Raw genomic sequence first — 21,243 nt, forward strand, 5'->3', positions numbered from 1 at the left:
TCCGCGGAGACCACCACGGTGTGGGACACCCCGGGGGTGTTGTCCACGAAATTGGTGATCAGCCAGTTCAGGTTCTGTGCGGCCTGGCTCATCTGGTTCAACTCAACGCTCCTGGTGATCTGCGCCGTTGCCGTCGCTCCGGCCACCGAAACTATCGAATCCGGGCTGCTGGGCACCATGAGGGAAGCCCGGCTGGTTGGCGGCCTGTTCGGCCCCGGCCCGGCGGCCCTGCTGGATGCCGCGGCGCAGGTTGGTCAGGCGCCCGCGGACCTCCTCGGGGGCCCGGGAGACCTGCGGACCGGTCAGCGGCGACGACTCGGCGGTACCGGAGACCAGGTTGGCCTGCGGGGTCCGCCGGGGCAGGCCCGACATGGTGACGCCGCTGGTCGAGGGCTCGCGGACCTGCTCGGCGCGGCGCCAGCGCTCGTCGTTCGCGGACGGGCGCCAGGGCGCGTCGCCTTCGCCCGGCTGCTGGGCCTGCGGCTGCTGGGCATGCTGCTGGGGAGCCGGCTGGGGCTCCTGCTGCGGGGCCTGCTGCCGGGGAGGCTGCTGGGCGTGGCCCTGCTCCTGGAACTCCGGCGCAGCGGTGCCGGGCCGACGCGGCTGGTAGGACCGCGGCCGCGCCTGCTGGGCGTCGCCCTGCGGGTACCAGGGCTGCTGGTCGGCGGCCTGCTGGTCGCCGGGCTGCCGGCCGGTGGCCGCGGACGGGCCGGTCGGCAGCGCCATCGGCTCCTGGTACGGCAGCGGCTGCGGCTGCTGCGGGGCCTGCTCCTGGCGCACCGGCTCCGGACGCGCCGGATTCGGCACGTTCGGCAGCACCGGCTCGACCAGGCCGAGGCCCAGCGGGTCGCGCGGGTCGATCTGGCTGGCCTCGAACCGCGGGCGGGCGAACTGCTGGGTGCTCTCCACCGGCGCCGGCTCGGCCGACGGCAGCGGCTGGGGCTGCTGCTGGGCCTGCTGCGGCAGCTGCGGCTGGCGGTCGCGCTGCGGCGCGTCCGGGCCGGGGCGCTGCGGACGGCGCGGACCCTGGGCACCGGGCCGCCCGGGGGCACCCGGCGCGCCGGGGCCCTGACGGCCGGGGGCGCGCTGCGGCAGGCCGTCCTGCGGACGGTTGCCCGGACGGGCACCCTGCTGCGGAGCACCGGGACCGCCGGGGCGGCCGTGCTGGGGCTGCTCGCCGGTCCGGGGACCCGGACCGCCGTCGAAGTCACCGCCGGGGCGCGGCCGTTCCTGACCGGGCTGGGGCTGGCCCGGCTGCTGCCCGCGGCGGGGCAGGCCGTTCGGCCCGGCCTGCGGCGGACCCTGGCGGCCCGGGGCGCGCTGGGGCAGGCCGCCCTGCGGCGACTGCTGCTGCTGCGACTGGTGCTGGGGCTGCTGCGGCTGCTGGGCCCGCTGCGGCTGCTGGGGCTGCTGGGGCTGCTGCGGCTGCGCGGGCTGCCGGCCCGGGCTCTGCTGGCCCTGGTGCTGGCCCTTGCCCTGGCCCTGCGGAACCGAGGTCTCGCGCAGCGCCTTGCCGACCTGGCGGGTCGGCAGACCACCGGCGCGGCCGCCGGGCGCACCCGGACCGGCCTGGGCACCGGGACCGGCCTGCGGGCCCGTCGGGCCGCCCTGGCCGAGCTGCGGGCGGCCGCCCTGCGGGGCGCCGCCGGCCGGGCTCTGGCCGAGCGCGGCCGGACCGTTCTGGCGGGCGGGCGGCATCTGGCGCTGCTGGCGCGGCGTGGGGGCGACCCCGCGCTGCTGCTTGCCCTGGGCGGGGCCGGGGCGGCCGGCGCCGCGGCGGTCGCCGGAGTTGGTGACGTCCACCGGGAGCATGACCAGCGCGGTGGTGCCGCCGGAGTCGCTGGGGCGGAGCTGGATGCGGATGCCGTGGCGCAGCGACAGGCGGCCGACCACGAAGAGGCCCATGCGGCGGGAGACCGAGACGTCCACCGTCGGCGGGTTGGCGAGGCGCTCGTTGATCTCGGAGAGGTCGTCGGGGCTCAGGCCGATGCCGGTGTCGTGGATCTCGACCAGCACGCGGCCGTCCGGCAGCGCGTGGCCGGTGACCCGGACGCGGGTCTGCGGGCTGGAGAACGAGGTGGCGTTCTCCAGCAGCTCGGCGAGCAGGTGGACGAGGTCGTTGACGACGCGGCCGGCGACCTCGGCCGACGGCACGGCGGCGAGCTCGATGCGCTCGTACTGCTCCACCTCGGAGGCGGCGGCGCGGAGCACGTCGACCAGCGGGACGGGGCGGGTCCAGCGGCGGCCCGGGTCCTCACCGGCGAGGACGAGGAGGTTTTCGCCGTTGCGGCGCATGCGGGTCGCGAGGTGGTCCAGCTTGAAGAGGTTGGCCAGCTGGTCCGGGTCCGCCTCGCGGCTCTCCAGCTCGGAGATGAGCGACAGCTGGCGCTGGATGAGGCCCTGGCTGCGGCGCGAGAGGTTGGTGAACATCGCGTTGATGTTGCCGCGCAGGAGGGCCTGCTCGGCGGCGAGGCGGACGGCCTCGCTGTGCACCATGTCGAAGGCGTGCGCCACGTGGCCGATCTCGTCGGCGGAGTCGACGGCGACGGGTTCGACCGTGGTGTCGACGTCGTGCGGGTCGCTCTCGGAGAGGATCTTGACCAGCTCGGGCAGCCGGCGCTCGGCGACGTCCTCGGCCGCGTTCTGCAGACGGGTCAGCGAGCGCACCATCGAGCGGGCGATCAGACCGGCGCCACCGAGGGCGACGAGCAGCACCAGGGCGACCGCGACACCGATGATCAGGGCGTCCGTGTCGGCCTGGGACTGCAGGTCCTGGGCCTTGCCGTCGAGGTTCTCGATCAGCTTGCTTTCGATCCGGCGCTCGGCGGTGATCTTGGCGCTGGCCTTCTCGAACCAGTCCTTGTAGGTGACCGGCTCGGTCTGGTGGATGCCGCCCTGGGTGAGGATCGTCTGGGAGTAGCGGTCGGCGTCGGCGACCACGCCGTTGTAGCTCAGCTGGCTGCGCAGGTTGTCCAGGTCGTGCGCGGTGTAGATGTTGTTGAAGCTGGCGATCGCGTTGTCGTACGACAGGCGCAGGCGGATACCGAAGGACTCGTCACTCGGGCTGAGGTCGGGGCCCTTGACGTTGGCGAGCGCGGCGCTGATCAGGGCCCGCTGCTGCGAGGTCGCGTTCTTGGCGAGCGAGAACTGCTGCAGCGCGCGGGTGGAGACGACCAGGTCCTTGTTGTTCGACGCGAGCGCGATGTCCTGGGTGATGGACAGCAGGTCGCGGATGATCACGTCGTAGGCGGTGATCGTCGACTGGATGTTCTGGTTGTTCTGGTACGGCAGGCTGCGGGTGTCCGCGATCGAGTTCAGGTCCTTGCGGATCTGCAGCAGCAGCGCCTTTCCGCCGGACAGTTCGAGGTTCTCGAACTTGTCGGAGGACGCGGTGAAGGTGCGGCTCAGGTCGTCGGTGGCCTTGCGGGCGGCGACGATGTCGTCGTCCAGCTGGGCGTTCGGCTCGTGCGTGATCGGGCCGGCGCTGATGTCGCGCTCGGTCTGCAGCGAGTCCGCGAGGTTGGTCGCCTTCTTGGCCAGGTCGGACAGGTTGGCCATCTGGGCGAGTTGCTGCGAGTTCTCCATCGAGGTCTGGATGCGCAGGCCACCGAGGACCAGCGAGACCAGGACGGGGAGGGCGAGCAGGGCGATCAGCCGGGTGCGGATGCGCCAGTTGCGCATCGCGAGCCGGCTCAGACCGGTGGCCCGGCGCCGGGTCAGGGAGGTCCGGAGTTTGTCCCGGGCGGACTTCCGTTCCTGGCCGTCCTCCTCGGGGCGGCCGACGGTCTCGGGCGTGATCGGCTCGGCCGGGCCGCCGGGCGCCGCCGCCTGCTGGGGGGCTGCCACAGGCTCGCGCGACTCCGGGTTTCCCGCGGCGCCGCTACCCCTTTTGAAACGTCCCTGCACTGGCGTCGCAACCTCTGGACCGGGCGTCCCGCCGTGTTGCCACGGCCTGGACGGTGTCGAGTTTCCATCCGCTCCCCGGCCGGTCCGGGCGAGCGGGTCACCGGGGTGGACCACTCCCTACCCACGGTCCGTCGCATTCCAGCACAGCCGGGGAATCCCAACAAGGGCCGCAGGAAGCAGGCGTCCGACACTACCGAGTGCTTGTGCGATCTCACTGACTGTGCGGTAACCGGACCGGAATACCGCCTTTTTCGGACACTCGCCGGATACATGCCAACCCGACCCTAGATCGACAAGAGTCACAGACCTTCCGGAATGCCCGTTACGGGCTGAATGTCGGAAAATTCCGGTGCGACGATATGTCGGATATCTGAGTTTTGCTCGGCATTTTGTGAGCAAAATCACAGGTCAATGTGTAGCTTTGGTCACGGTCTCTATGGAAAGAGATCTCGTAATCTTGGCTGTCTCCGGAGCACGGCACCGATCAGCCTGCCCAGAACCCCTCCGAATCAATCGGAATCACTCAGGCCGGTGCCGATCCGCCGCGGATCCGCCCGGCCACGACCACGAGGTGCTCTCGATGTCCCAGGCGAAGAAGGCCACCAAGTCCACGCTGTCCTGCGGCTCCACGGCGAACCCGCGCCGCACGACGCTGGCCTCGGTCGAGGACTTCAGCAAGATCCCGGGCGCCCGCAAGCCCGAGGACGTCGTGACCTACGCCACCGAGCTGCCGAACAGCACCGCCAACCCGCGCCGCGTCCAGCTGATGGTCGCCCCGGCCGTCGTCGTGGCCGACTGACCCCGTACGCGCTCCCCGGAGGGCGCCGCCGTCACACCCGTGGCGGCGGCGCCCTCCGGCGTTCCCGCCCCGACCGCACCGAACAGGGGCTAAGCGGTCGGCCGGGGCCCCACGCGATAGCCTGGAGGCCGATTGACGGGGCCGCGCCCACTGCGGGCGGGGCGCCCACCAGCGCCCGGGCGCGCCCCGGGCGGCCGACGAAGCGAGGGGTATCCCAGCCGTGCGCATTGCCAGGTTTTCCGTCCGGGAAGGGAGCCCTGCCGCCGGCAGCGTCTCCTTCGGCGTGGTGGAGGGCGACCCTTCCCAGCCCGACTCGCTGGTCGTCCACGCGCTGGCCGGCCACCCGTTCGGCCAGCCCCAGCCCACCGGTGAGAGCTACCGCTTCCAGGACGTGCGGCTGCTCAGCCCGATGCTCCCGAACAAGATCGTGGCGGTCGGCCGCAACTACGCGGCGCACGCGCAGGAGCTGGGCAACGAGGTCCCGGACGCCCCGCTGACCTTCTTCAAGCCGTCCACCGCGGTGATCGGCCCGACCGAGAGCATCGCGTACCCTCCGTTCTCCTCGGACGTCCAGCACGAGGCCGAACTCGCTGTGGTGATCGGCCGGATGTGCCGCGAGGTGCCGCTGGACCGGGTGCCCGAGGTGATCCTCGGTTACACCTGCGCCAACGACGTCACCGCCCGGGACGTCCAGCAGCGCGAGGGCCAGTGGGCCCGGGCCAAGGGCTTCGACACCTCCTGCCCGCTGGGTCCGTGGATCGAGACCGACCTCGACCCGAGCGACCTCGCCGTCACCTGCACGGTCAACGGCGAGCTCCGCCAGACCGGCCGCACCTCCCTGATGGTCCGCTCGGTCGCCGAGCTGATCGTCCACATCTCCGAGGCCATGACGCTGCTGCCCGGCGACGTCATCCTCACCGGCACGCCCGCAGGGGTGGGCCCCCTCAACGTCGGCGACGAGGTCGCCGTCTCCATCGAAGGCATCGGCACTCTCGCCAACAAGGTGATCAAGCGTGGCTAACACTGACCCGGCCGTCCGGGTTCGCTTCTGTCCGTCCCCGACCGGCAACCCCCACGTGGGCCTGGTCCGCACCGCCCTCTTCAACTGGGCCTTCGCCCGCCACAACGGCGGCACGCTGGTCTTCCGGATCGAGGACACCGACTCCGCCCGCGACTCCGAGGAGTCGTACGGTCAGCTGCTCGACGCCATGCGCTGGCTCGGCTTCGACTGGGACGAGGGCCCGGAGGTCGGCGGTCCGCACGAGCCGTACCGCCAGTCGCAGCGGATGGACATCTACGCCGACGTCGCCCGCCGCCTGCACGAGGCCGGCCACGCCTACCACTGCTACTGCAGCACCGAGGAGCTGGACGCCCGCCGCGAGGCCGCCCGCGCGGCCGGCAAGCCCTCCGGCTACGACGGCCACTGCCGGGACCTGACCGACGACCAGGTCGCGGTCTACAAGCTGGAGAAGCGCGAGCCGATCCTGCGCTTCCGGATGCCCGACAAGACCATCTCCTTCGACGACCTGGTGCGCGGCACGCTCACCTTCGAGCCGGAGAACGTGCCGGACTACGGCATCGTCCGGGCCAACGGCGCCCCGCTGTACACCCTGGTCAACCCGGTGGACGACGCCCTGATGGGCATCACCCACGTGCTCCGCGGCGAGGACCTGCTGTCCTCCACCCCGCGGCAGGTCGCGCTGTACGCCGCGCTCGCCGAGATCGGCGTCGGCGACGGCACCACCCCGCGCTTCGGCCACCTGCCGTACGTGATGGGCGAGGGCAACAAGAAGCTCTCCAAGCGCGACCCGCAGGCCTCGCTCAACCTGTACCGCGAGCGCGGCTTCATCCCCGAGGGCCTGCTCAACTACCTGTCGCTGCTGGGCTGGTCGCTCGCCGAGGACCGCGACCTCTTCGACATCGACGAGATGGTCGCCGCCTTCGACATCGCGAAGGTGAACGCCAACCCGGCCCGCTTCGACCTGAAGAAGTGCGAGGCGATCAACGCCGAGCACGTCCGCAAGCTGGCCCCGGAGGACTTCGCGCGGCGCCTGGTGCCGTTCCTCCAGGCCGCCGAGCTGCTGCCGGCCGAGCCGACCGCCGAGCAGCTGGACGTGCTCGCCAAGGTCGCGCCGCTCACCCAGGAGCGGATGGTCGTGCTGAGCGAGATCGTGAACATGGCCGGCTTCCTGTTCGTGGCGCCGGAGAAGTTCGCCCTCGATCCGGACGACGCCGCCAAGGTGCTCACCGCGGACGCCCGCCCGGTGCTGGCGGCCAGCATCAAGGCGCTGGAGGAGCTCGCGGACTTCACCCCGGAGCCGATCCAGGCCGCGCTGCGCGAGGCGCTGGTGGACGGGCTGGGCATCAAGCCCAAGTTCGCCTTCACGCCGCTGCGGGTGGCCGTCACCGGCCGCCGGGTCTCGCCGCCGCTGTTCGAGTCCATGGAGCTGCTGGGCCGGCCCGAGACGCTGCGCCGTCTGCGCTCCGCCCTGGACGCCCTGCCGGCCGCCTGACCGGGCCGCCGAGCACACCGCGGGCCCGGCTCCGTGCCGGGCCCGCGGCGTACCCGGAGGTCACCGGACGGCCGCTCGGCGGCTGCCTGGGGTTATCGATTTTGGAGCCAGGGCAGACGTCGGGTAATGTTCTTTCTGCGCCGCCCGGGAGGGAACGGACGAGGGAGCGAAAGCCCCCCGCCGGGACCGAACGAGAGGCGCAACGCCTGAGAAGATCCCGACGAGGGTTCAACTCTGGTGGGGTATGGTGTAATTGGCAGCACGAGTGATTCTGGTTCATTTAGTCTAGGTTCGAGTCCTGGTACCCCAGCGCAGTACGCAAGTACAGCAGTACAAATGAAGATCAAGCCCCCGTTGTGTAGCGGCCTAGCACGCTGCCCTCTCACGGCAGTAGCGCCGGTTCGAATCCGGTCGGGGGTACGGATCCCGCAAGGGATCACCTGGAAAGCCCCCGTTGTGTAGCGGCCTAGCACGCTGCCCTCTCACGGCAGTAGCGCCGGTTCGAATCCGGTCGGGGGTACGGATCCCGCAAGGGATCGCCAGGAAGCCCCCGTTGTGTAGCGGCCTAGCACGCTGCCCTCTCACGGCAGTAGCGCCGGTTCGAATCCGGTCGGGGGTACTTCAGGGCAGGAAGCCGGTGGGTTCGCCCATCGGCCCTTGCTTTGTGTTGGGGTATGGTGTAATTGGCAGCACGAGTGATTCTGGTTCATTTAGTCTAGGTTCGAGTCCTGGTACCCCAGCCAGAAAAGGAAGACCCCGGTTCCCGGGGTCTTTTTTGCTTTTCCCGCACACTTTTCCCGCACAGTGGACAGCGAAGGGCCCCGCTCGGTTTCGAGCGGGGCCCTTTCGGATTCTCGGTGGGGGAGGGGTGGGGGATTTCCCGCGGGCGGCCGGGGGTCAGCTGCGGCGGAGGGCCTCGGTGAGCCGGTTCGCGGCCTCGATGATGGCCTGGGCGTGCAGGCGCCCCGGGTGGCGGGTCAGGCGCTCGATCGGGCCGGACACCGACACGGCGGCGACCACGCGGTTGGAGGGACCGCGGACGGGCGCGGAGACGGACGCGACGCCCGGCTCGCGCTCGCCGATCGACTGGGCCCAGCCGCGCCGCCGGACGCCGCTCAGCGCGGTGGCGGTGAAGCGGGCGCCCTGCAGGCCGCGGTGGAGCCGCTCGGGCTCCTCCCAGGCGAGCAGGACCTGGGCGGCCGAGCCGGCCTTCATCGGCAGGGTGCTGCCGACCGGGACGGTGTCCCGCAGACCGGAGAGCCGCTCGGCGGCGGCGACGCAGATCCGCATCTCGCCCTGGCGGCGGTAGAGCTGTGCGCTCTCGCCGGTGACGTCGCGCAGGTGGGTCAGGACCGGGCCCGCGGTGGCGAGCAGCCGGTCCTCGCCCGCCGCGGCGGAGAGTTCGGACAGGCGGGGACCGAGGATGAAGCGTCCCTGCATGTCTCTGGTGACCAGACGGTGGTGTTCGAGTGCGACGGCGAGTCTGTGGGCCGTGGGGCGCGCCAGACCGGTGGCGGCGACCAGCCCCGCCAACGTGGCGGGGCCCGACTCCAGTGCGCTCAGCACCAGAGCGGCCTTGTCGAGAACGCCGACGCCGCTAGTGTTGTCCATGCCCTAAGACTGCAGTCTCATTCCGCGAGACGCAAGTTCAATCTTCCGAGAAAAGCGCCACTCTGGATGCAGCAGCCCGGGAGACATCCAGGATGGGGCCTCGTCCGAGTGTCCGCATCGTGGACAGCGATCCGGCGTGCAGGTCTCGCGAACGCGTCCCCGCAGGGGGCGGCGCACGCAGCGACCTCGACGACACGAGAAGGCCGGCAACGCGGCCGGCTGGAGGGAATCCGATGGGACGGACACTCGCAGAGAAGGTCTGGGACGACCACGTCGTGCGGCGTGCGGAGGGCGAGCCCGACCTCCTGTTCATCGACCTGCACCTGCTCCACGAGGTCACCAGCCCGCAGGCCTTCGACGGACTGCGACTGGCCGGGCGCCCGGTCCGCCGCACCGATCTGACGATCGCCACCGAGGACCACAACACCCCCACCCTGGACATCGACAAGCCGATCGCCGACCCGGTGTCCAAGGTGCAGTTGGAGACCCTGCGCCGCAACGCCGCCGAGTTCGGCGTCCGGATCCACTCGCTCGGCGACGTCGAGCAGGGCGTCGTGCACGTCGTCGGCCCGCAGCTCGGCCTGACCCAGCCCGGCATGACCGTGGTCTGCGGCGACTCCCACACCTCCACCCACGGCGCCTTCGGCGCGCTGGCGTTCGGCATCGGCACCAGCCAGGTCGAGCACGTGCTGGCCACCCAGACCCTGCCGCTGGCCCCGTTCCGGACCATGGCGATCACCGTCGAGGGCGAACTGCCCGAGGGCGTCACCGCCAAGGACCTGATCCTGGCCGTCATCACGAAGATCGGCACCGGCGGCGGCCAGGGCTACGTCCTGGAGTACCGCGGTTCGGCGATCCGGAGCCTGTCCATGGAGGCCCGGATGACCATCTGCAACATGTCGATCGAGGCCGGCGCCCGGGCGGGCATGATCGCCCCGGACCAGACCACCTTCGACTACCTGCAGGGCCGCCCGCACGCCCCGCAGGGCGAGGACTGGGACGCCGCCGTCACGTACTGGAAGACCCTGGGCACCGACGAGGACGCGGTCTTCGACCACGAGATCTTCATCGACGCGAGCGAGCTGAGCCCGTTCGTCACCTGGGGCACCAACCCCGGCCAGGGCGCCCCGCTGGGCTCGAACGTGCCGGACCCGGCCTCCTTCGCCGACCCGCAGGAGCGTGCCGCCGCCGAGAACGCCCTGGCGTACATGGGCCTGGAGGCCGGCACCCCGCTGCGCGAGGTGAAGGTCGACGCCGTCTTCGTCGGCTCCTGCACCAACGGCCGGATCGAGGACCTGCGGGCCGCCGCCGCCCTGCTGGAGGGCCGCCGGGTCGCCGACGGCGTACGGATGCTGGTGGTTCCCGGGTCCGTCCGGGTCGCGCTGCAGGCCGTCGAGGAGGGCCTGGACAAGGTGTTCACCGCGGCCGGCGCCGAATGGCGCCACGCGGGCTGCTCGATGTGCCTGGGTATGAACCCCGACCAGCTGGCCCCGGGGGAGCGCTGCGCCTCCACCTCGAACCGCAACTTCGAGGGCCGACAGGGCAAGGGCGGCCGCACCCACCTGGTCTCCCCGCAGGTCGCCGCCGCGACCGCGGTGCTGGGCCGCCTCTCCTCCCCCGCCGATCTGAACGCCGCCGAGCCGGCGAACCCCGACGTTGCCGTGGAGGCCTGAGCCATGGAGAAGTTCACCACCCACACCGGCCGGGCCGTCCCGCTGCGCCGCAGCAACGTGGACACCGACCAGATCATCCCGGCCCACTGGCTCAAGAAGGTCACCCGATCCGGTTTCGAGGACGGACTGTTCGAGGCCTGGCGCAAGGACGAGTCGTTCATCCTCAACCGGCCCGAGCGGCAGGGTGCCACGGTTCTGGTGGCCGGCCCCGAGTTCGGCACCGGCTCCTCCCGCGAGCACGCCGTCTGGGCGCTGCAGAACTACGGCTTCCACGCGGTCATCTCGTCGCGCTTCGCCGACATCTTCCGCGGTAACTCCCTGAAGAACGGCCTGCTGACGGTCGTCCTGCCGCAGGAGACCGTGGAACGGCTCTGGGTGCTCACCGAGAGTGACCCTTCGGCCGAGATCACCGTTGACCTGGAAGCCCGCGAAGTGCGGGCCGAGGGCGTCACCGCGGCCTTCGAACTGGACGACAACGTCCGGTGGCGGCTGCTCAACGGCCTGGACGACATCAGCATCACGCTGCAGAACGAGGCCGACATCGCGGCCTTCGAGACGACCCGCCCGGCCTTCAAGCCCCGTACTCTGCCGGTCGCCTGAGTTCCCCTCAGAACAAGCATTCTGACGATCCGCCGCATGGCCCGCGCCCCCCTCGGGGGGGCCGGGCCATCCGTCGTTCCGGAGCACGAGTTAGCGCCGCGGCCCGCCCCCGATTGCCCATTTGGCTTTGCGGGAGAGGGCCCCGCGCAAGTACAACTGCGGGTAGATGGCACAATCAGTACATGCACCGGCACCATGAACCTCCGTACGCGGGCGGCGAACCCGCGGCTGAGGACTCCATGGGCCGGCCATCCGAACGCCGAATTGACGATCGGCCGGACGTCACCTCCGCGCCAGCTGAGGGGCCGGACGACCAGGAAGTCGTAGCGCTCTACGCGCTTGTGGCCGAGCGGTTGAAGCAAGCTCACGCCCGCGTGCATGCGCTGAACGTGTCTGCCGATGCAAAGACCGCTCTCACCCGTCAACTCCTCATCGTCACCGAGACCGCCAAGCGCGATCTTCCGGAGGCGGCAAGGCGGTTGAGTCGCTTTGTACATGACCTCGACGAGGGGCGCCCGCCGCTCGGCTGAGGTCGCCGACGCGCAAATCCATTGCGACACTAGGGTGATTCGCGCGTTTGGTAATTGAAAGTCCGCAGATACATACCTAACGTGCGAAAAGAACGGATGGAATCATCCGGCGCCCGTTTCCGAAGGGGAAGACGTGAACAAGGCTCAGCTTGTCGAAGCGGTGGCCGAGCAGCTGGGCGGTCGCAAGGCTGCCGCAGAGGCCGTCGACGCAGTGCTCGACACCATGGTCCGTGCCGTCGTGGCCGGTGACCGGGTCTCGGTCACCGGGTTCGGCACCTTCGAGAAGGTGGAGCGCTCCGCGCGCTTCGCCCGCAACCCGCAGACCGGCGAGCGCGTCAAGGTCAAGAAGACCTCGGTGCCCCGCTTCCGCCCCGGCCAGGGCTTCAAGGACCTGGTCAGCGGCAGCAAGAAGCTGCCGAAGGAAGGCCCCTCGGTGAAGAAGGCCCCCAAGGGCTCCCTCACCCCGGGCAAGACCGGTGTGGCCGCCACCCCGGCCGCCAAGCGGGCCGCCACCAAGCGTGCCGCCACCGCCGCGGCCGCCGCCGCCCCGGCCACCAAGAAGGCCGCCGCCAAGAAGACGGCCACCACGGCTGCCGCCAAGAAGACCACGGCCACCGCCGCGAAGAAGGCGACCACCGCCAAGAAGACCGCCGCGAAGACCACCGCCGCCGCCGCCAAGAAGACGGCCACCACGGCTGCCGCGACCAAGAAGACGGCCGCCGCCAAGAAGGCGACCACCACGGCTGCCGCCAAGAAGACCACGGCGACCGCCAAGAAGGCGACCGCCACGGCCAAGAAGACGGCTCCGGCGAAGAAGACCGCCACCCGCAAGACCACCGCGCGCAAGACCTCCGCCAAGTAAGTCCCGCGCGACCGTCCTCGGACGGCCTTCGGCCAAGAGCCGCGGCACCCCTTCCGTGAATTCACGGACCGGTCGCCGCGGCTCTTCCGATTTCCGGGCGCTTAGTCAGGATTCGACGGCGTGCCCGGGGAACGGATGGTCCGTGGTCGGAGGGGGCCTGCGGGCAGCCGCCCCGCGCGGGCTCAGCCCTCGGCGGGGTCGGGGAAGGTCTGCAGCGTCACGAAGACCACCCGGCGGGCTTCGCCGGCGCCCTCGGTGCGGATCCGGACCCGCTGGCCGGGCCGCAGCAGCCGCAGGCCGCCGGCGTCGAAGGCGGCCGCGTCGAACGGCACCGGGGTCCCGTCGTCGAGCAGCACGGAGCCGGCCCGGGTGGCGGGGTCGAAGGTGAACGCGGTGGCCTGCATGTCAGCAGCATAGCGAGCAGGTCGGCACACCCCCGGGACCCGGCCCGGGACCCGGCCCGGTCCCGGGCACAGCCCCGAGCCGGGGTCAGGACAGGCTCAGCCGGGCGAACAGCGCACCGGTGTGCGGGCCGAGGCCGAGCGCAGCGGCCTCGCCGAGGTCGGCACCGGTGTCGACGTCCCGGCGCACCGACTCCACGTCCGGGAGGCGCAGTTCGAGCGCCCCGCCGGCCGCGTGCCGGGCCCGCGAGCCGTCCCCGAAGGCGGGGGAGAGCGGACGGCCGGGGGCGCAGGCGAGCAGGGTGGTGCCGAGGCCGGGGGAGTCAGGCAGGAAGGCCCGGCCGTCCGGCGGCACCGCGCCCAGCACCCGGGCCAGTTCGGCCGGACGCAGGGCCGGCAGGTCCGCCGAGAGGGCGGCCAGTGGCGCCGCCGGGGCGAGCGCCAGAGCGGTCGACGCGCCGTGCGCCAGCGCCCGGTTGAGGCCGCCGCCGGGCTCGTCGGCGACCACCAGCGCGCCCAGCGCGGCCAGTCGGACACCGGCCTCGGCGTCGCGGGTGACTACCAGGACGCGGCCGACGCCCGGGGTGGCCAGCGCGGCGGTGACGGTGTCGAGCGCGAAGGACATCGCCAGGTCGGCCCGGTGCGGCCCGGCGTACGGGGCGAGTCTGCTCTTCGCCAGCGCGAGCGGCTTGAGCGGAAGCACCAGCGACCAGCCGGCGCTGGGTGCGGCGGGCGCGGCGGGGCCGCTGGGGCGTACGGTGTCCTGGGTCATCGGCGTCATTGTGTCGCCGGTCCCGGAGCCCTCGCCAGGCCGTCCGAACTGTGCGGACGTGCGTTTGATCACGCCCGCCCGGCGGGTTGGCGCGCCCGCTCGACAGCCGGTGAGCGGGCGGGCGACACTGTTCCGCGCCCGTGGCCCGGGCACCGCTGGCACCGGTGCACGGCACCGGGAGGCCATGACCGCGGCACTCCGGGTGCCGCATCGGATGAGAAGGAGCTGGGGTGGCCCGCCGCTCGTACGCCAAGTTCGGCAACGCCGACTACGGCATCTGGTACCGCTTCGCGGCCGTGCTGGTGAAGCCGGTGACGACCGCCCTGGTGAAGCCCGACTGGCGGGGCTGGGAGCACCTTCCGAAGGAAGGCGGCTTCATCGCCGCGGTGAACCACAATTCGATCATCGACCCGGTGATCTACGCGCACTGGCAGTACAACAGCGGTCGCCCGCCGCGCATTCTCGGCAAGTCCTCGCTGTTCTCGATTCCCTTCATCGGATTCATGCTGCGCAAGACCGGCCAAATTCCGGTGTTCCGTGAGTCGACCGACGCCGCGCAGGCGTTCCGGGCCGCGATCGACGCCGTCAACAGCGGCCAGTGCGTCCAGTTCTATCCGGAGGGAACGCTCACCCGGGATCCGGACCTGTGGCCGATGACCGGCAAGAGCGGCGTCGCCCGGGTCGCGCTGATGACGGGCGCGCCCGTCATCCCGGTCGCCCACTGGGGCGCGCATGAGATCATCCCGCCGTACGGCCGGCCCGGTTTCGGGAAGGGCAGGTTCAACCTCTTCCCGCGCCACAGGGTGACCGTCGCGGCCGGTCCGGCGGTGGACCTGAGCAAGTACCAGGGCCAGGAGCTCACCACCCAGGTGCTCACCGACGCGACCGAGGACATCATGACGGCGATCACCGCCGTGCTGGCCGAGGTCCGCGAGGAGGAGCCGCCCGCCGAGCGCTACGACATGCGCAAGGCTGCCCGGGAGCGCGCCGCGACGGCGCTGGCCGAGCGCCGGCGCGCCAAGGGCGCGCCGGGCACGGGCGTCGAGGAGGCCGGCAAGTGACCCGCTGCGCCGTGATGGGGACCGGCTCCTGGGGCACCGCGTTCGCGATGGTGCTCGCCGATGCGGGCTGCGAGGTCGTGCTGTGGGCCCGCCGCCAGGAGCTGGTGGACGCCGTCAACTCCACGCACGAGAACCCGGACTACCTGCCGGGCGTCCGGCTGCCCGACACGGTGCGGGCCACCACCGACGCCGCCGAGGCGCTGGCCGGCGCCGACTTCGCGGTGCTGGTGGTGCCCTCGCAGACGCTGCGCGACAACCTGGCCGCCTGGACGCCGCTGATCGAGCCGCAGACCGTCCTGGTGAGCCTGATGAAGGGCATCGAACTCGGCACCGCCAAGCGGATGAGCGAGGTGATCGACGAGGTCACCAAGGTCGGCCCGGAGCGCGTCGCGGTGGTCAGCGGGCCCAACCTGGCCAAGGAGATCGCCAATCGGCAGCCCGCGGCCAGCGTCGTCGCCTGCTCCGACGAGGCGGTCGCCAAGCGGCTCCAGGCGGCCTGCCACACGCCGTACTTCCGGCCGTACACCAACACCGACGTGGTGGGCTGCGAACTCGGCGGCGCGGTCAAGAACGTGATCGGCCTGGCGGTCGGCATGGCGGCCGGGATGGGGCTCGGCGACAACACCAAGGCGACGCTGATCACCCGCGGGCTGGCCGAGACCACCCGGCTCGGCGAGGTGCTCGGGGCCGACCCGCACACCTTCGCGGGGCTCGCCGGGATGGGCGACCTGGTCGCCACCTGCTCCTCGCCGCTGTCCCGCAACAACACCTTCGGCATGAACCTGGGCCGGGGCATGTCGCTCGCCGAGACCATCGCGGCGACCCGCCAGACCGCCGAGGGCGTCAAGTCCTGCGAGTCGGTGCTGGACCTGGCCCGGCGCAACGGCGTCGACATGCCGATCGTCGAGGCCGTGGTGGACGTCGTGCACAACGGACGGCCGACCCAGGAGGCGCTGCAGACGCTGATGTCGCGCTCGGCGAAGGCGGAGCGGCGGCGCTGACGGCCAGGGAAGGCGTGGTCGCCCGGGCGGTTGACGTCCCGGAAACACGTCGCACGGTAGTCTCAAACCCGATATGAGCATCGAACAGTCCTCCCCGAACCCGTCCGCCCCGAAGCCGCGCGTCGCGCTGGTCTTCGGCGGGCGCAGCTCCGAGCACGCCATCTCGGTCTCCACCGCGGGCAGTGTGCTCAGGTCGATCGACCGCGACAAGTACGACGTGCTGCCGATCGGCATCACCCACGAGGGCCGCTGGGCGCTGACCAGCGACGAGCCGGCCCGGATGGCCATCACCGACGGCCGGCTGCCGGACGTGGCGCACGTCGCCGAGTCCGTCGACGCGCAGGTCGCGCTGCCGGTCGCCCCGGGCAACCGGGAGGTGCTGCTGAGCGAGCCGGGGAGCGCCCCCAAGGCCCTCGGCGAGGTCGACGTGGTGTTCCCGCTGCTGCACGGCCCGTGGGGCGAGGACGGCACCCTGCAGGGCCTGCTGGAGCTCAGCGGCGTCCCCTACGTCGGCAACGGCGTGCTGGCCAGCGCGGCCGGCATGGACAAGGAGTTCGCCAAGCGGATCCTGGCCTCGCACGGCCTGGGCGTCGGCCGCTACACCATCGTGCGCCCGCGCGACTGGGAGACCGAGGCGGGCCGCGCCGCGGTGCGCGAGCGGGCCGCCGAGCTGGGCCTGCCGCTGTTCGTGAAGCCCTGCCGGGCCGGCTCCAGCATCGGCATCACCAAGGTGAAGGACCTGGCCGACCTCGACGCCGCGATCGAGGAAGCCCGTCGGCACGACCCCAAGCTGATCATCGAGGCGGGCGTGACCGGCCGCGAGATCGAGTGCGGCGTGCTGGAGTTCGAGGACGGCCCGCGGGCCAGCGTGGCCGGCGAGATCCTGGTCGGCGACGGCTTCGACTTCTACGACTTCGAGGCCAAGTACATCGACTCCTCGGACGTGCAGATCCCGGCGAAGCTCACCGCCGAGGAGCTCGCCGAGATCCAGCGCCAGGCGATCGAGGCCTTCGAGGCGCTCGGCTGCGAGGGCCTCGCCCGGGTGGACTTCTTCCTGCTGGAGGACGGCACCTGGATGATCAACGAGGTCAACACCATGCCCGGCTTCACCCCGATCTCGGCCTACCCGAAGATGTGGCAGGCCAGCGGGGTCTCGTACCCGGAGCTGATCGACCGGCTGCTGCAGACGGCGCTGCGGCGCTCGACCGGGCTGCGCTAGCCGGTCCGTACGGCGGAGGGCGGGCCGGGAAGCTCCCGGCCCGCCCTCGGGACGTCCGGCTCAGCCGGGGATGTTGGCCTTGACCAGCGGGGTGAGCGCGGCCGCCGGGTCCAGCGGGCTGCCGTAGACGCCGGGCGGTGCGACCACCTCGACGTAGGCCGCGCGCATGGTCGCCACGAAGCGGTAGCTCCCGTCGTCCAGCTTCTGGGACCACCAGGTGAGGTCGTCGACGGTCGGGGACAGGTCCTTGGCGTGCTCCCCGTCCAGCTCCTCCGGCCGGTCGACGCCGCAGCGCAGGACCGTCCGGGGCGAGCTGTCCCAGACGGCCACGTACGGCGAGGCGGGCGACGGGTCCTTGCGGGCGTGCCCGAGCAGCTCCTGCGGCAGCGCGGCGGCCAGGGCCCGGCAGTAGTCGGCCGCCTTGCCGCTCGGGTGCGGGGCTTCGACCTTCCGGTCGTCCGACCCCCAGCTGCCGACCAGCACGACGACCGTGCAGGTCAGCGCGACGGGCACGGCCAGCCAGCGGATCGGCGCCGGCAGGGCGGTCAGCGCCTCGGGGACGCGGAGTTCTCTGGCCACCCGCCGATGGTAGCCGGGCCTCGGAACCGGGCCTCGGTGACAGTGGGGCCCGACCGAAGTCGGGCCCTACCGAGGCCGGGCGCTACCGGGAGCCGGGCCTCAGAGGTGGACCACGGGGCAGGTGAGGGTGCGGGTGATGCCGTCGACCTTCTGGACCTTGGCCACCACCATGCGGCCCAGGTCGTCCACCGTCTCGGCCTCGGCCTTGACGATCACGTCGTAGGGGCCGGTGACGTCCTCGGCGGTGAGTACGCCGGGGATCTTGGTGATCAGCTCGGCCACCGCGGTGGCCTTCCCTACTTCGGTCTGGATCAGGATGTATGCCTGTACCACGGGGACCTCCGGCGGCCGGTTACGGGGATCGCCGCCGTGATCGCCCGGTCAGGCGTCGGGGGGGTGGAAACGGGCTCACCGGCAGTCTGATCACCACGCTACCGCGCAGCGGGCCGGGGAGGGGAGACTTCTGCACCCCCGAAGGGCGTACGCTGCGCGCGGGGGAGCGCGACGGGGACCGGATCGGATGAAAACGCGAGAGGACGGCAGATGCAGGGGACCGTGGGCGAGCTCGGCGAGTTCGGCCTCATCAGGGAGCTGACCGCCCGGGTGCCGCTCACCGACGCGGTCGACCTCGGCCCGGGAGACGACGCCGCGGTGGTGCGGGCTCCGGACGGCCGGGTGGTGGCGACCACGGACGTCCTGATCGAGCACCGGCACTTCCGCCGGGACTGGTCCACCGCCTACGACGTGGGCCGCAAGGCCGCCGCCCAGAACCTCGCCGACGTGGCCGCGATGGGGGCGGTGCCGACCGCGATACTGCTCGGCCTGGTCGCCCCCGCCGACCTGCCCACCACGTGGGCGACCGAGCTGATGGACGGGCTGCGCGACGAGTGCCAGGTCGCCGGGGCGACGGTGGTCGGCGGCGACGTGGTGCGCGGCGACACCGTCACGCTGGCCATCACGGCGCTCGGGGACTTGCAGGGGCGTGCGGCGGTGACGCGCGCCGGTGCGCAGGTCGGCGACGTGGTCGCGGTGACCGGCTGGTTGGGCTGGTCGGCCGCCGGGCTGACCGTGCTGCAGCGCGGCTTCCGCTCCCCGCGCGCCTTCGTCGAGGCGCATCGCCGGCCCGAACCCCCGTACCACGCGGGCCCGGCGGGGGCCGAGTTGGGCGCGACCTCGATGATCGACGTGAGCGACGGGCTGGTCGCCGACCTCGGCCACGTGGCCCGGGCCAGCGAGGTGGACATCGACCTGAAGGCCGCGGACTTCGACGTCCCGGCGCAGATGGCGGACATCGGCCAGGCGGTCGGGGTGGACCCGCTGGTCTGGGTGCTCTCCGGCGGCGAGGACCACGCGATCGTCGCGACCTTCCCGCGCGGCATCCAACTCCCGGCCCGCTGGCGGGTGGTGGGTGAGGTGACCGGGCGCCCGACGGGCAGCCGCAGCGGCCGGGTCACGGTGGACGGCGCGCCCTGGGACCGGGTCGGCGGCTGGGACCACTTCGCCGAATAGCCTACGGAGTACGGCCGATGGGCCCTGGACGCCGCGGCGACGCATGACGCTCCGGGCGTGCGGCGGACGGGCTTCGGGGGTGCGTTTTGCGTAGGCTTGCGGCATCCGAGCCCGCCCGCCACTCACGCACTCCGTCCGGCGCGGGCGGCCCGAACCCTGCGAGCGGGAGCACACCTGACATGCGCATCGGTGTACTGACCAGTGGCGGCGACTGCCCCGGCCTCAATGCGGTGATCCGCTCGGTGGTCCACCGCGGCACGGACGTCCACGGCGACGAGATCGTCGGCATCCTGGACGGCTTCCTCGGCCTGATCGAGAGCCGCACCAGGACGGTCTCGCACGACGACGTCACCGGCCTGCTCACCCTCGGCGGCACCATCCTGGGCTCGGCCCGGGTGCGGCGCGACCGGATCGCCTGGGCGGTGGAGAACGCGAAGGTGCTGGCCCGGGAGATCGGCATCGACGCGCTGATCGCGATCGGCGGCGAGGGGACGCTGACCGCCGCCCAGCAGTTCAGCGCCGCCGGACTGCCGGTGGTCGGGGTGCCGAAGACCATCGACAACGACATCGAAGCCACCGACGTCACCTTCGGCTTCGACACCGCCGTGCACGTCGCCACCGAGGCGATCGACCGGCTGAAGACCACCGCCGAGTCCCACCAGCGGGTCATGGTGGTCGAGTTGATGGGGCGTCACACCGGCTGGATCACCCTCACCGCGGGCATGGCCGGCGGTGCGCACGGCATCCTGATCCCGGAGAAGCCCTTCGACATCGAGGCGTTGGCCCGGATGGTCGAGGACCGCTTCGCCCGCGGCAAGAAGTTCGCCATCATCGCCGTCGCCGAGGGCGCCACGCCGATGCCCGGAACCATGCGCTTCGACCACGGCGAGGTCGACCAGTACGGCCACCGGACCTTCGGCGGAATCGGCAACCGGCTCGCCCACGAGCTGGAGAACCTGCTCGGCAAGGAGGCCCGCCCGGTCATCCTCGGCCACACCCAGCGCGGCGGCACCCCGACCGCCCGGGACCGGGTGCTCGCCACCCGCTTCGGCTGGCACGCGGTGGAGGCCGTCCACCAGGGCGCGTTCGGGCACTTCACCGCGCTGCGCCGGACCGGGATCGAGCTGCTGCCGATCGGCGACGCGGTGACCCGGCTGAAGACGGTGCCGCCGGACCGCTGGGCGGAGTCCGAAGCCGTGCTGTGAACCGTCAGGGGTAGGTTGACCTCATGGTTTCGACTGCCCATCCTCCCCGCGTGGTCCCTCCCCGCGTGCTCACGATCGCCGGTTCCGACTCCGGTGGCGGCGCCGGCATCCAGGCCGACCTCAAGGCGATGCTCGCCCTCGGCGTCCACGGCATGAGCGTGATCACCGCCGTCACCGCGCAGAACTCGCTCGGCGTCCAGGGTTACTGGGAACTGCCCGCCGAAGCCGTCCGGGCGCAGTTCCGCAGCGTGGTGGACGACATCGGGGTGCAGGCCGTGAAGACCGGCATGCTCGCCTCGGTCGAGCTGGTCGAGACCGTCGCCGGGCTGCTGGCCGGGGTGGACGCCCCGGTGGTGGTCGACCCGGTCGGCGTCTCCAAGCACGGGGACGCGCTGCTGGTCGCCGAGGCCGTCGGCACCCTCCGCGAGAAGCTGCTGCCGGTCGCCACCCTGGCCACCCCCAACCTGCACGAGGTGACGCAGCTCACCGGCCGGACCGTCGAGAACGAGGGGCAGATGCTGGACGCCGCCAAGGCGCTGCTCGACCTCGGGCCGCGCTGGGTGCTGGTCAAGGGCGGCCACCTGGAGGGCGAGGCCGCCGACCTGCTGTACGGCGGGCCGGGGGAGGCGCACTGGTACCGGGCGCCGCGCTACGACAACCGGCACACCCACGGCACCGGCTGCACCCTGGCCAGCTCGATCGCGGCCGGCCTGGCCAAGGGCGAGGCGCTGCCGGAGGCGGTGGGCTCGGCCAAGGAGTACATCACCGGCGCGATCGCCGGGGGTTTCGCGCTGGGCGCCGGGATCGGGCCGGTCGACCACGCCTGGCGCTGGCGCTGAGGGGGCCGGGAGGACCGGCGCCGAGCCGAGAGGTCCGGGAAAAGCAGTGGTGGGGGGGGGCCCCCCGGGGCCCCCCCCCCCCCCCGGGGGGCCGGCCCCCCCCGGGCCCGCCCCCCAAAAAAGAGAACACCGGCCCGCCCGCGGAGAAAACCCAGAACCGGGG

19 protein-coding genes, 5 tRNA genes and 1 pseudogene are annotated in these 21,243 nt (G+C 72.1%); 18 read left to right on the forward strand and 7 right to left on the reverse strand.

The annotated features are described in order from the left end of the window. Both ACIBEC_RS37170 and ACIBEC_RS37175 read right to left on the reverse strand, forming a co-directional pair. A pseudogene (locus ACIBEC_RS37170) lies at positions 1-92 on the reverse strand (roadblock/LC7 domain-containing protein); the annotation flags it as partial. Between the two features lie 10 nt (positions 93-102). Then, positions 103-3,846 carry a nitrate- and nitrite sensing domain-containing protein gene (locus ACIBEC_RS37175; RefSeq protein WP_360509521.1) on the reverse strand — a complete coding sequence of 1,248 codons (3,744 nt, stop codon included), beginning with the start codon at positions 3,844-3,846 and terminating at the stop codon, positions 103-105. Positions 3,847-4,486: 640 nt separating this feature from the next. On the opposite strand from ACIBEC_RS37175, the gene ACIBEC_RS37180 reads away from it, so the two are divergent. From ACIBEC_RS37180 to ACIBEC_RS37215, 8 genes are all read left to right on the forward strand, one after another. Continuing rightward, positions 4,487-4,705, forward strand: a complete 219-nt coding sequence (locus ACIBEC_RS37180) for a hypothetical protein (RefSeq protein WP_360509523.1) — start codon at positions 4,487-4,489, stop codon at positions 4,703-4,705. Positions 4,706-4,925: 220 nt separating this feature from the next. Continuing rightward, a complete protein-coding gene (locus tag ACIBEC_RS37185) occupies positions 4,926-5,726 on the forward strand; it encodes a fumarylacetoacetate hydrolase family protein (protein ID WP_360509525.1) in 801 nt (266 codons plus the stop codon). Continuing rightward, on the forward strand, positions 5,719-7,218 hold the full coding sequence (gene gltX, locus ACIBEC_RS37190) for a glutamate--tRNA ligase (RefSeq protein WP_360509527.1): 1,500 nt from the start codon (positions 5,719-5,721) through the stop codon (positions 7,216-7,218). The genes ACIBEC_RS37185 and gltX overlap by 8 nt, the downstream gene beginning before the upstream one ends. A gap of 238 nt (positions 7,219-7,456) precedes the next feature. Beyond that, positions 7,457-7,528: transfer RNA gene (locus ACIBEC_RS37195), tRNA-Gln, on the forward strand. Between the two features lie 37 nt (positions 7,529-7,565). After that, positions 7,566-7,638, forward strand: a tRNA-Glu gene (locus ACIBEC_RS37200). A gap of 27 nt (positions 7,639-7,665) precedes the next feature. Beyond that, positions 7,666-7,738: transfer RNA gene (locus ACIBEC_RS37205), tRNA-Glu, on the forward strand. A gap of 26 nt (positions 7,739-7,764) precedes the next feature. Further along, positions 7,765-7,837: transfer RNA gene (locus ACIBEC_RS37210), tRNA-Glu, on the forward strand. A gap of 49 nt (positions 7,838-7,886) precedes the next feature. Then, positions 7,887-7,961, forward strand: a tRNA-Gln gene (locus ACIBEC_RS37215). Positions 7,962-8,115: 154 nt separating this feature from the next. Here the strand turns inward: ACIBEC_RS37215 and ACIBEC_RS37220 are convergent. After that, positions 8,116-8,829: an IclR family transcriptional regulator gene (locus tag ACIBEC_RS37220; RefSeq protein ID WP_030246527.1), complete on the reverse strand. Its 714-nt coding sequence runs from the start codon at positions 8,827-8,829 to the stop codon at positions 8,116-8,118. A 233-nt stretch (positions 8,830-9,062) separates the two neighbouring features. Here ACIBEC_RS37220 and leuC point away from each other — a divergent pair, with 233 nt between their 5' ends. The 4 genes from leuC to ACIBEC_RS37240 all read left to right on the forward strand — a co-directional run bounded on the left by leuC (position 9,063) and on the right by ACIBEC_RS37240 (position 12,494). After that, a complete protein-coding gene (gene leuC / locus ACIBEC_RS37225) occupies positions 9,063-10,502 on the forward strand; it encodes a 3-isopropylmalate dehydratase large subunit (protein ID WP_360509529.1) in 1,440 nt (479 codons plus the stop codon). A 3-nt stretch (positions 10,503-10,505) separates the two neighbouring features. Then, the gene (leuD, locus tag ACIBEC_RS37230) at positions 10,506-11,102 is read left to right on the forward strand and encodes a 3-isopropylmalate dehydratase small subunit (RefSeq protein WP_360509531.1); all 597 of its coding nucleotides are present in this window, start codon (positions 10,506-10,508) and stop codon (positions 11,100-11,102) included. Between the two features lie 182 nt (positions 11,103-11,284). Next, positions 11,285-11,632 (forward strand): hypothetical protein, encoded by a 348-nt coding sequence (locus tag ACIBEC_RS37235; protein ID WP_396289940.1) that lies wholly within the window; start codon positions 11,285-11,287, stop codon positions 11,630-11,632. Between the two features lie 133 nt (positions 11,633-11,765). Further along, the gene (locus tag ACIBEC_RS37240) at positions 11,766-12,494 is read left to right on the forward strand and encodes an HU family DNA-binding protein (protein ID WP_360509533.1); all 729 of its coding nucleotides are present in this window, start codon (positions 11,766-11,768) and stop codon (positions 12,492-12,494) included. Positions 12,495-12,676: 182 nt separating this feature from the next. Here the strand turns inward: ACIBEC_RS37240 and ACIBEC_RS37245 are convergent, their stop codons facing one another. Further along, positions 12,677-12,898, reverse strand: a complete 222-nt coding sequence (locus ACIBEC_RS37245; RefSeq protein WP_189923473.1) for a hypothetical protein — start codon at positions 12,896-12,898, stop codon at positions 12,677-12,679. Positions 12,899-12,983: 85 nt separating this feature from the next. Beyond that, entirely contained in the window at positions 12,984-13,667 is a 684-nt protein-coding gene (gene cofC / locus ACIBEC_RS37250; protein WP_360509536.1) for a 2-phospho-L-lactate guanylyltransferase, read from the reverse strand. A gap of 230 nt (positions 13,668-13,897) precedes the next feature. Here cofC and ACIBEC_RS37255 point away from each other — a divergent pair, with 230 nt between their 5' ends. The 3 genes from ACIBEC_RS37255 to ACIBEC_RS37265 all read left to right on the forward strand — a co-directional run bounded on the left by ACIBEC_RS37255 (position 13,898) and on the right by ACIBEC_RS37265 (position 16,948). Continuing rightward, positions 13,898-14,728 (forward strand): lysophospholipid acyltransferase family protein, encoded by an 831-nt coding sequence (locus ACIBEC_RS37255; protein ID WP_360509538.1) that lies wholly within the window; start codon positions 13,898-13,900, stop codon positions 14,726-14,728. Further along, positions 14,725-15,729: an NAD(P)H-dependent glycerol-3-phosphate dehydrogenase gene (locus ACIBEC_RS37260; protein WP_360262030.1), complete on the forward strand. Its 1,005-nt coding sequence runs from the start codon at positions 14,725-14,727 to the stop codon at positions 15,727-15,729. The genes ACIBEC_RS37255 and ACIBEC_RS37260 overlap by 4 nt, the downstream gene beginning before the upstream one ends. Positions 15,730-15,802: 73 nt before the next feature. Next, positions 15,803-16,948: a D-alanine--D-alanine ligase family protein gene (locus ACIBEC_RS37265; RefSeq protein ID WP_360509540.1), complete on the forward strand. Its 1,146-nt coding sequence runs from the start codon at positions 15,803-15,805 to the stop codon at positions 16,946-16,948. A 60-nt stretch (positions 16,949-17,008) separates the two neighbouring features. Here ACIBEC_RS37265 and ACIBEC_RS37270 read toward each other — a convergent pair whose 3' ends face one another. Then, positions 17,009-17,527, reverse strand: a complete 519-nt coding sequence (locus tag ACIBEC_RS37270; protein WP_360509542.1) for a DUF3515 family protein — start codon at positions 17,525-17,527, stop codon at positions 17,009-17,011. A gap of 99 nt (positions 17,528-17,626) precedes the next feature. Further along, positions 17,627-17,860, reverse strand: coding sequence for an Lrp/AsnC ligand binding domain-containing protein (locus tag ACIBEC_RS37275; protein WP_360509544.1), 234 nt, complete (start codon positions 17,858-17,860; stop codon positions 17,627-17,629). Between the two features lie 210 nt (positions 17,861-18,070). Between ACIBEC_RS37275 and ACIBEC_RS37280 the strand changes: the two genes are divergently transcribed. The 3 genes from ACIBEC_RS37280 to thiD all read left to right on the forward strand — a co-directional run bounded on the left by ACIBEC_RS37280 (position 18,071) and on the right by thiD (position 21,080). Next, a complete protein-coding gene (locus ACIBEC_RS37280) occupies positions 18,071-19,036 on the forward strand; it encodes a thiamine-phosphate kinase (protein ID WP_360509545.1) in 966 nt (321 codons plus the stop codon). Positions 19,037-19,215: 179 nt separating this feature from the next. Then, positions 19,216-20,241 carry an ATP-dependent 6-phosphofructokinase gene (locus ACIBEC_RS37285; protein WP_360509547.1) on the forward strand — a complete coding sequence of 342 codons (1,026 nt, stop codon included), beginning with the start codon at positions 19,216-19,218 and terminating at the stop codon, positions 20,239-20,241. A 23-nt stretch (positions 20,242-20,264) separates the two neighbouring features. Beyond that, positions 20,265-21,080 (forward strand): bifunctional hydroxymethylpyrimidine kinase/phosphomethylpyrimidine kinase, encoded by an 816-nt coding sequence (gene thiD, locus ACIBEC_RS37290; RefSeq protein WP_360509549.1) that lies wholly within the window; start codon positions 20,265-20,267, stop codon positions 21,078-21,080. Positions 21,081-21,243 lie beyond the last annotated feature (163 nt).

Origin of the sequence: Kitasatospora sp. NPDC051164, from assembly GCF_044455625.1 — a bacterium.
Lineage (GTDB): Bacteria > Actinomycetota > Actinomycetes > Streptomycetales > Streptomycetaceae > Kitasatospora.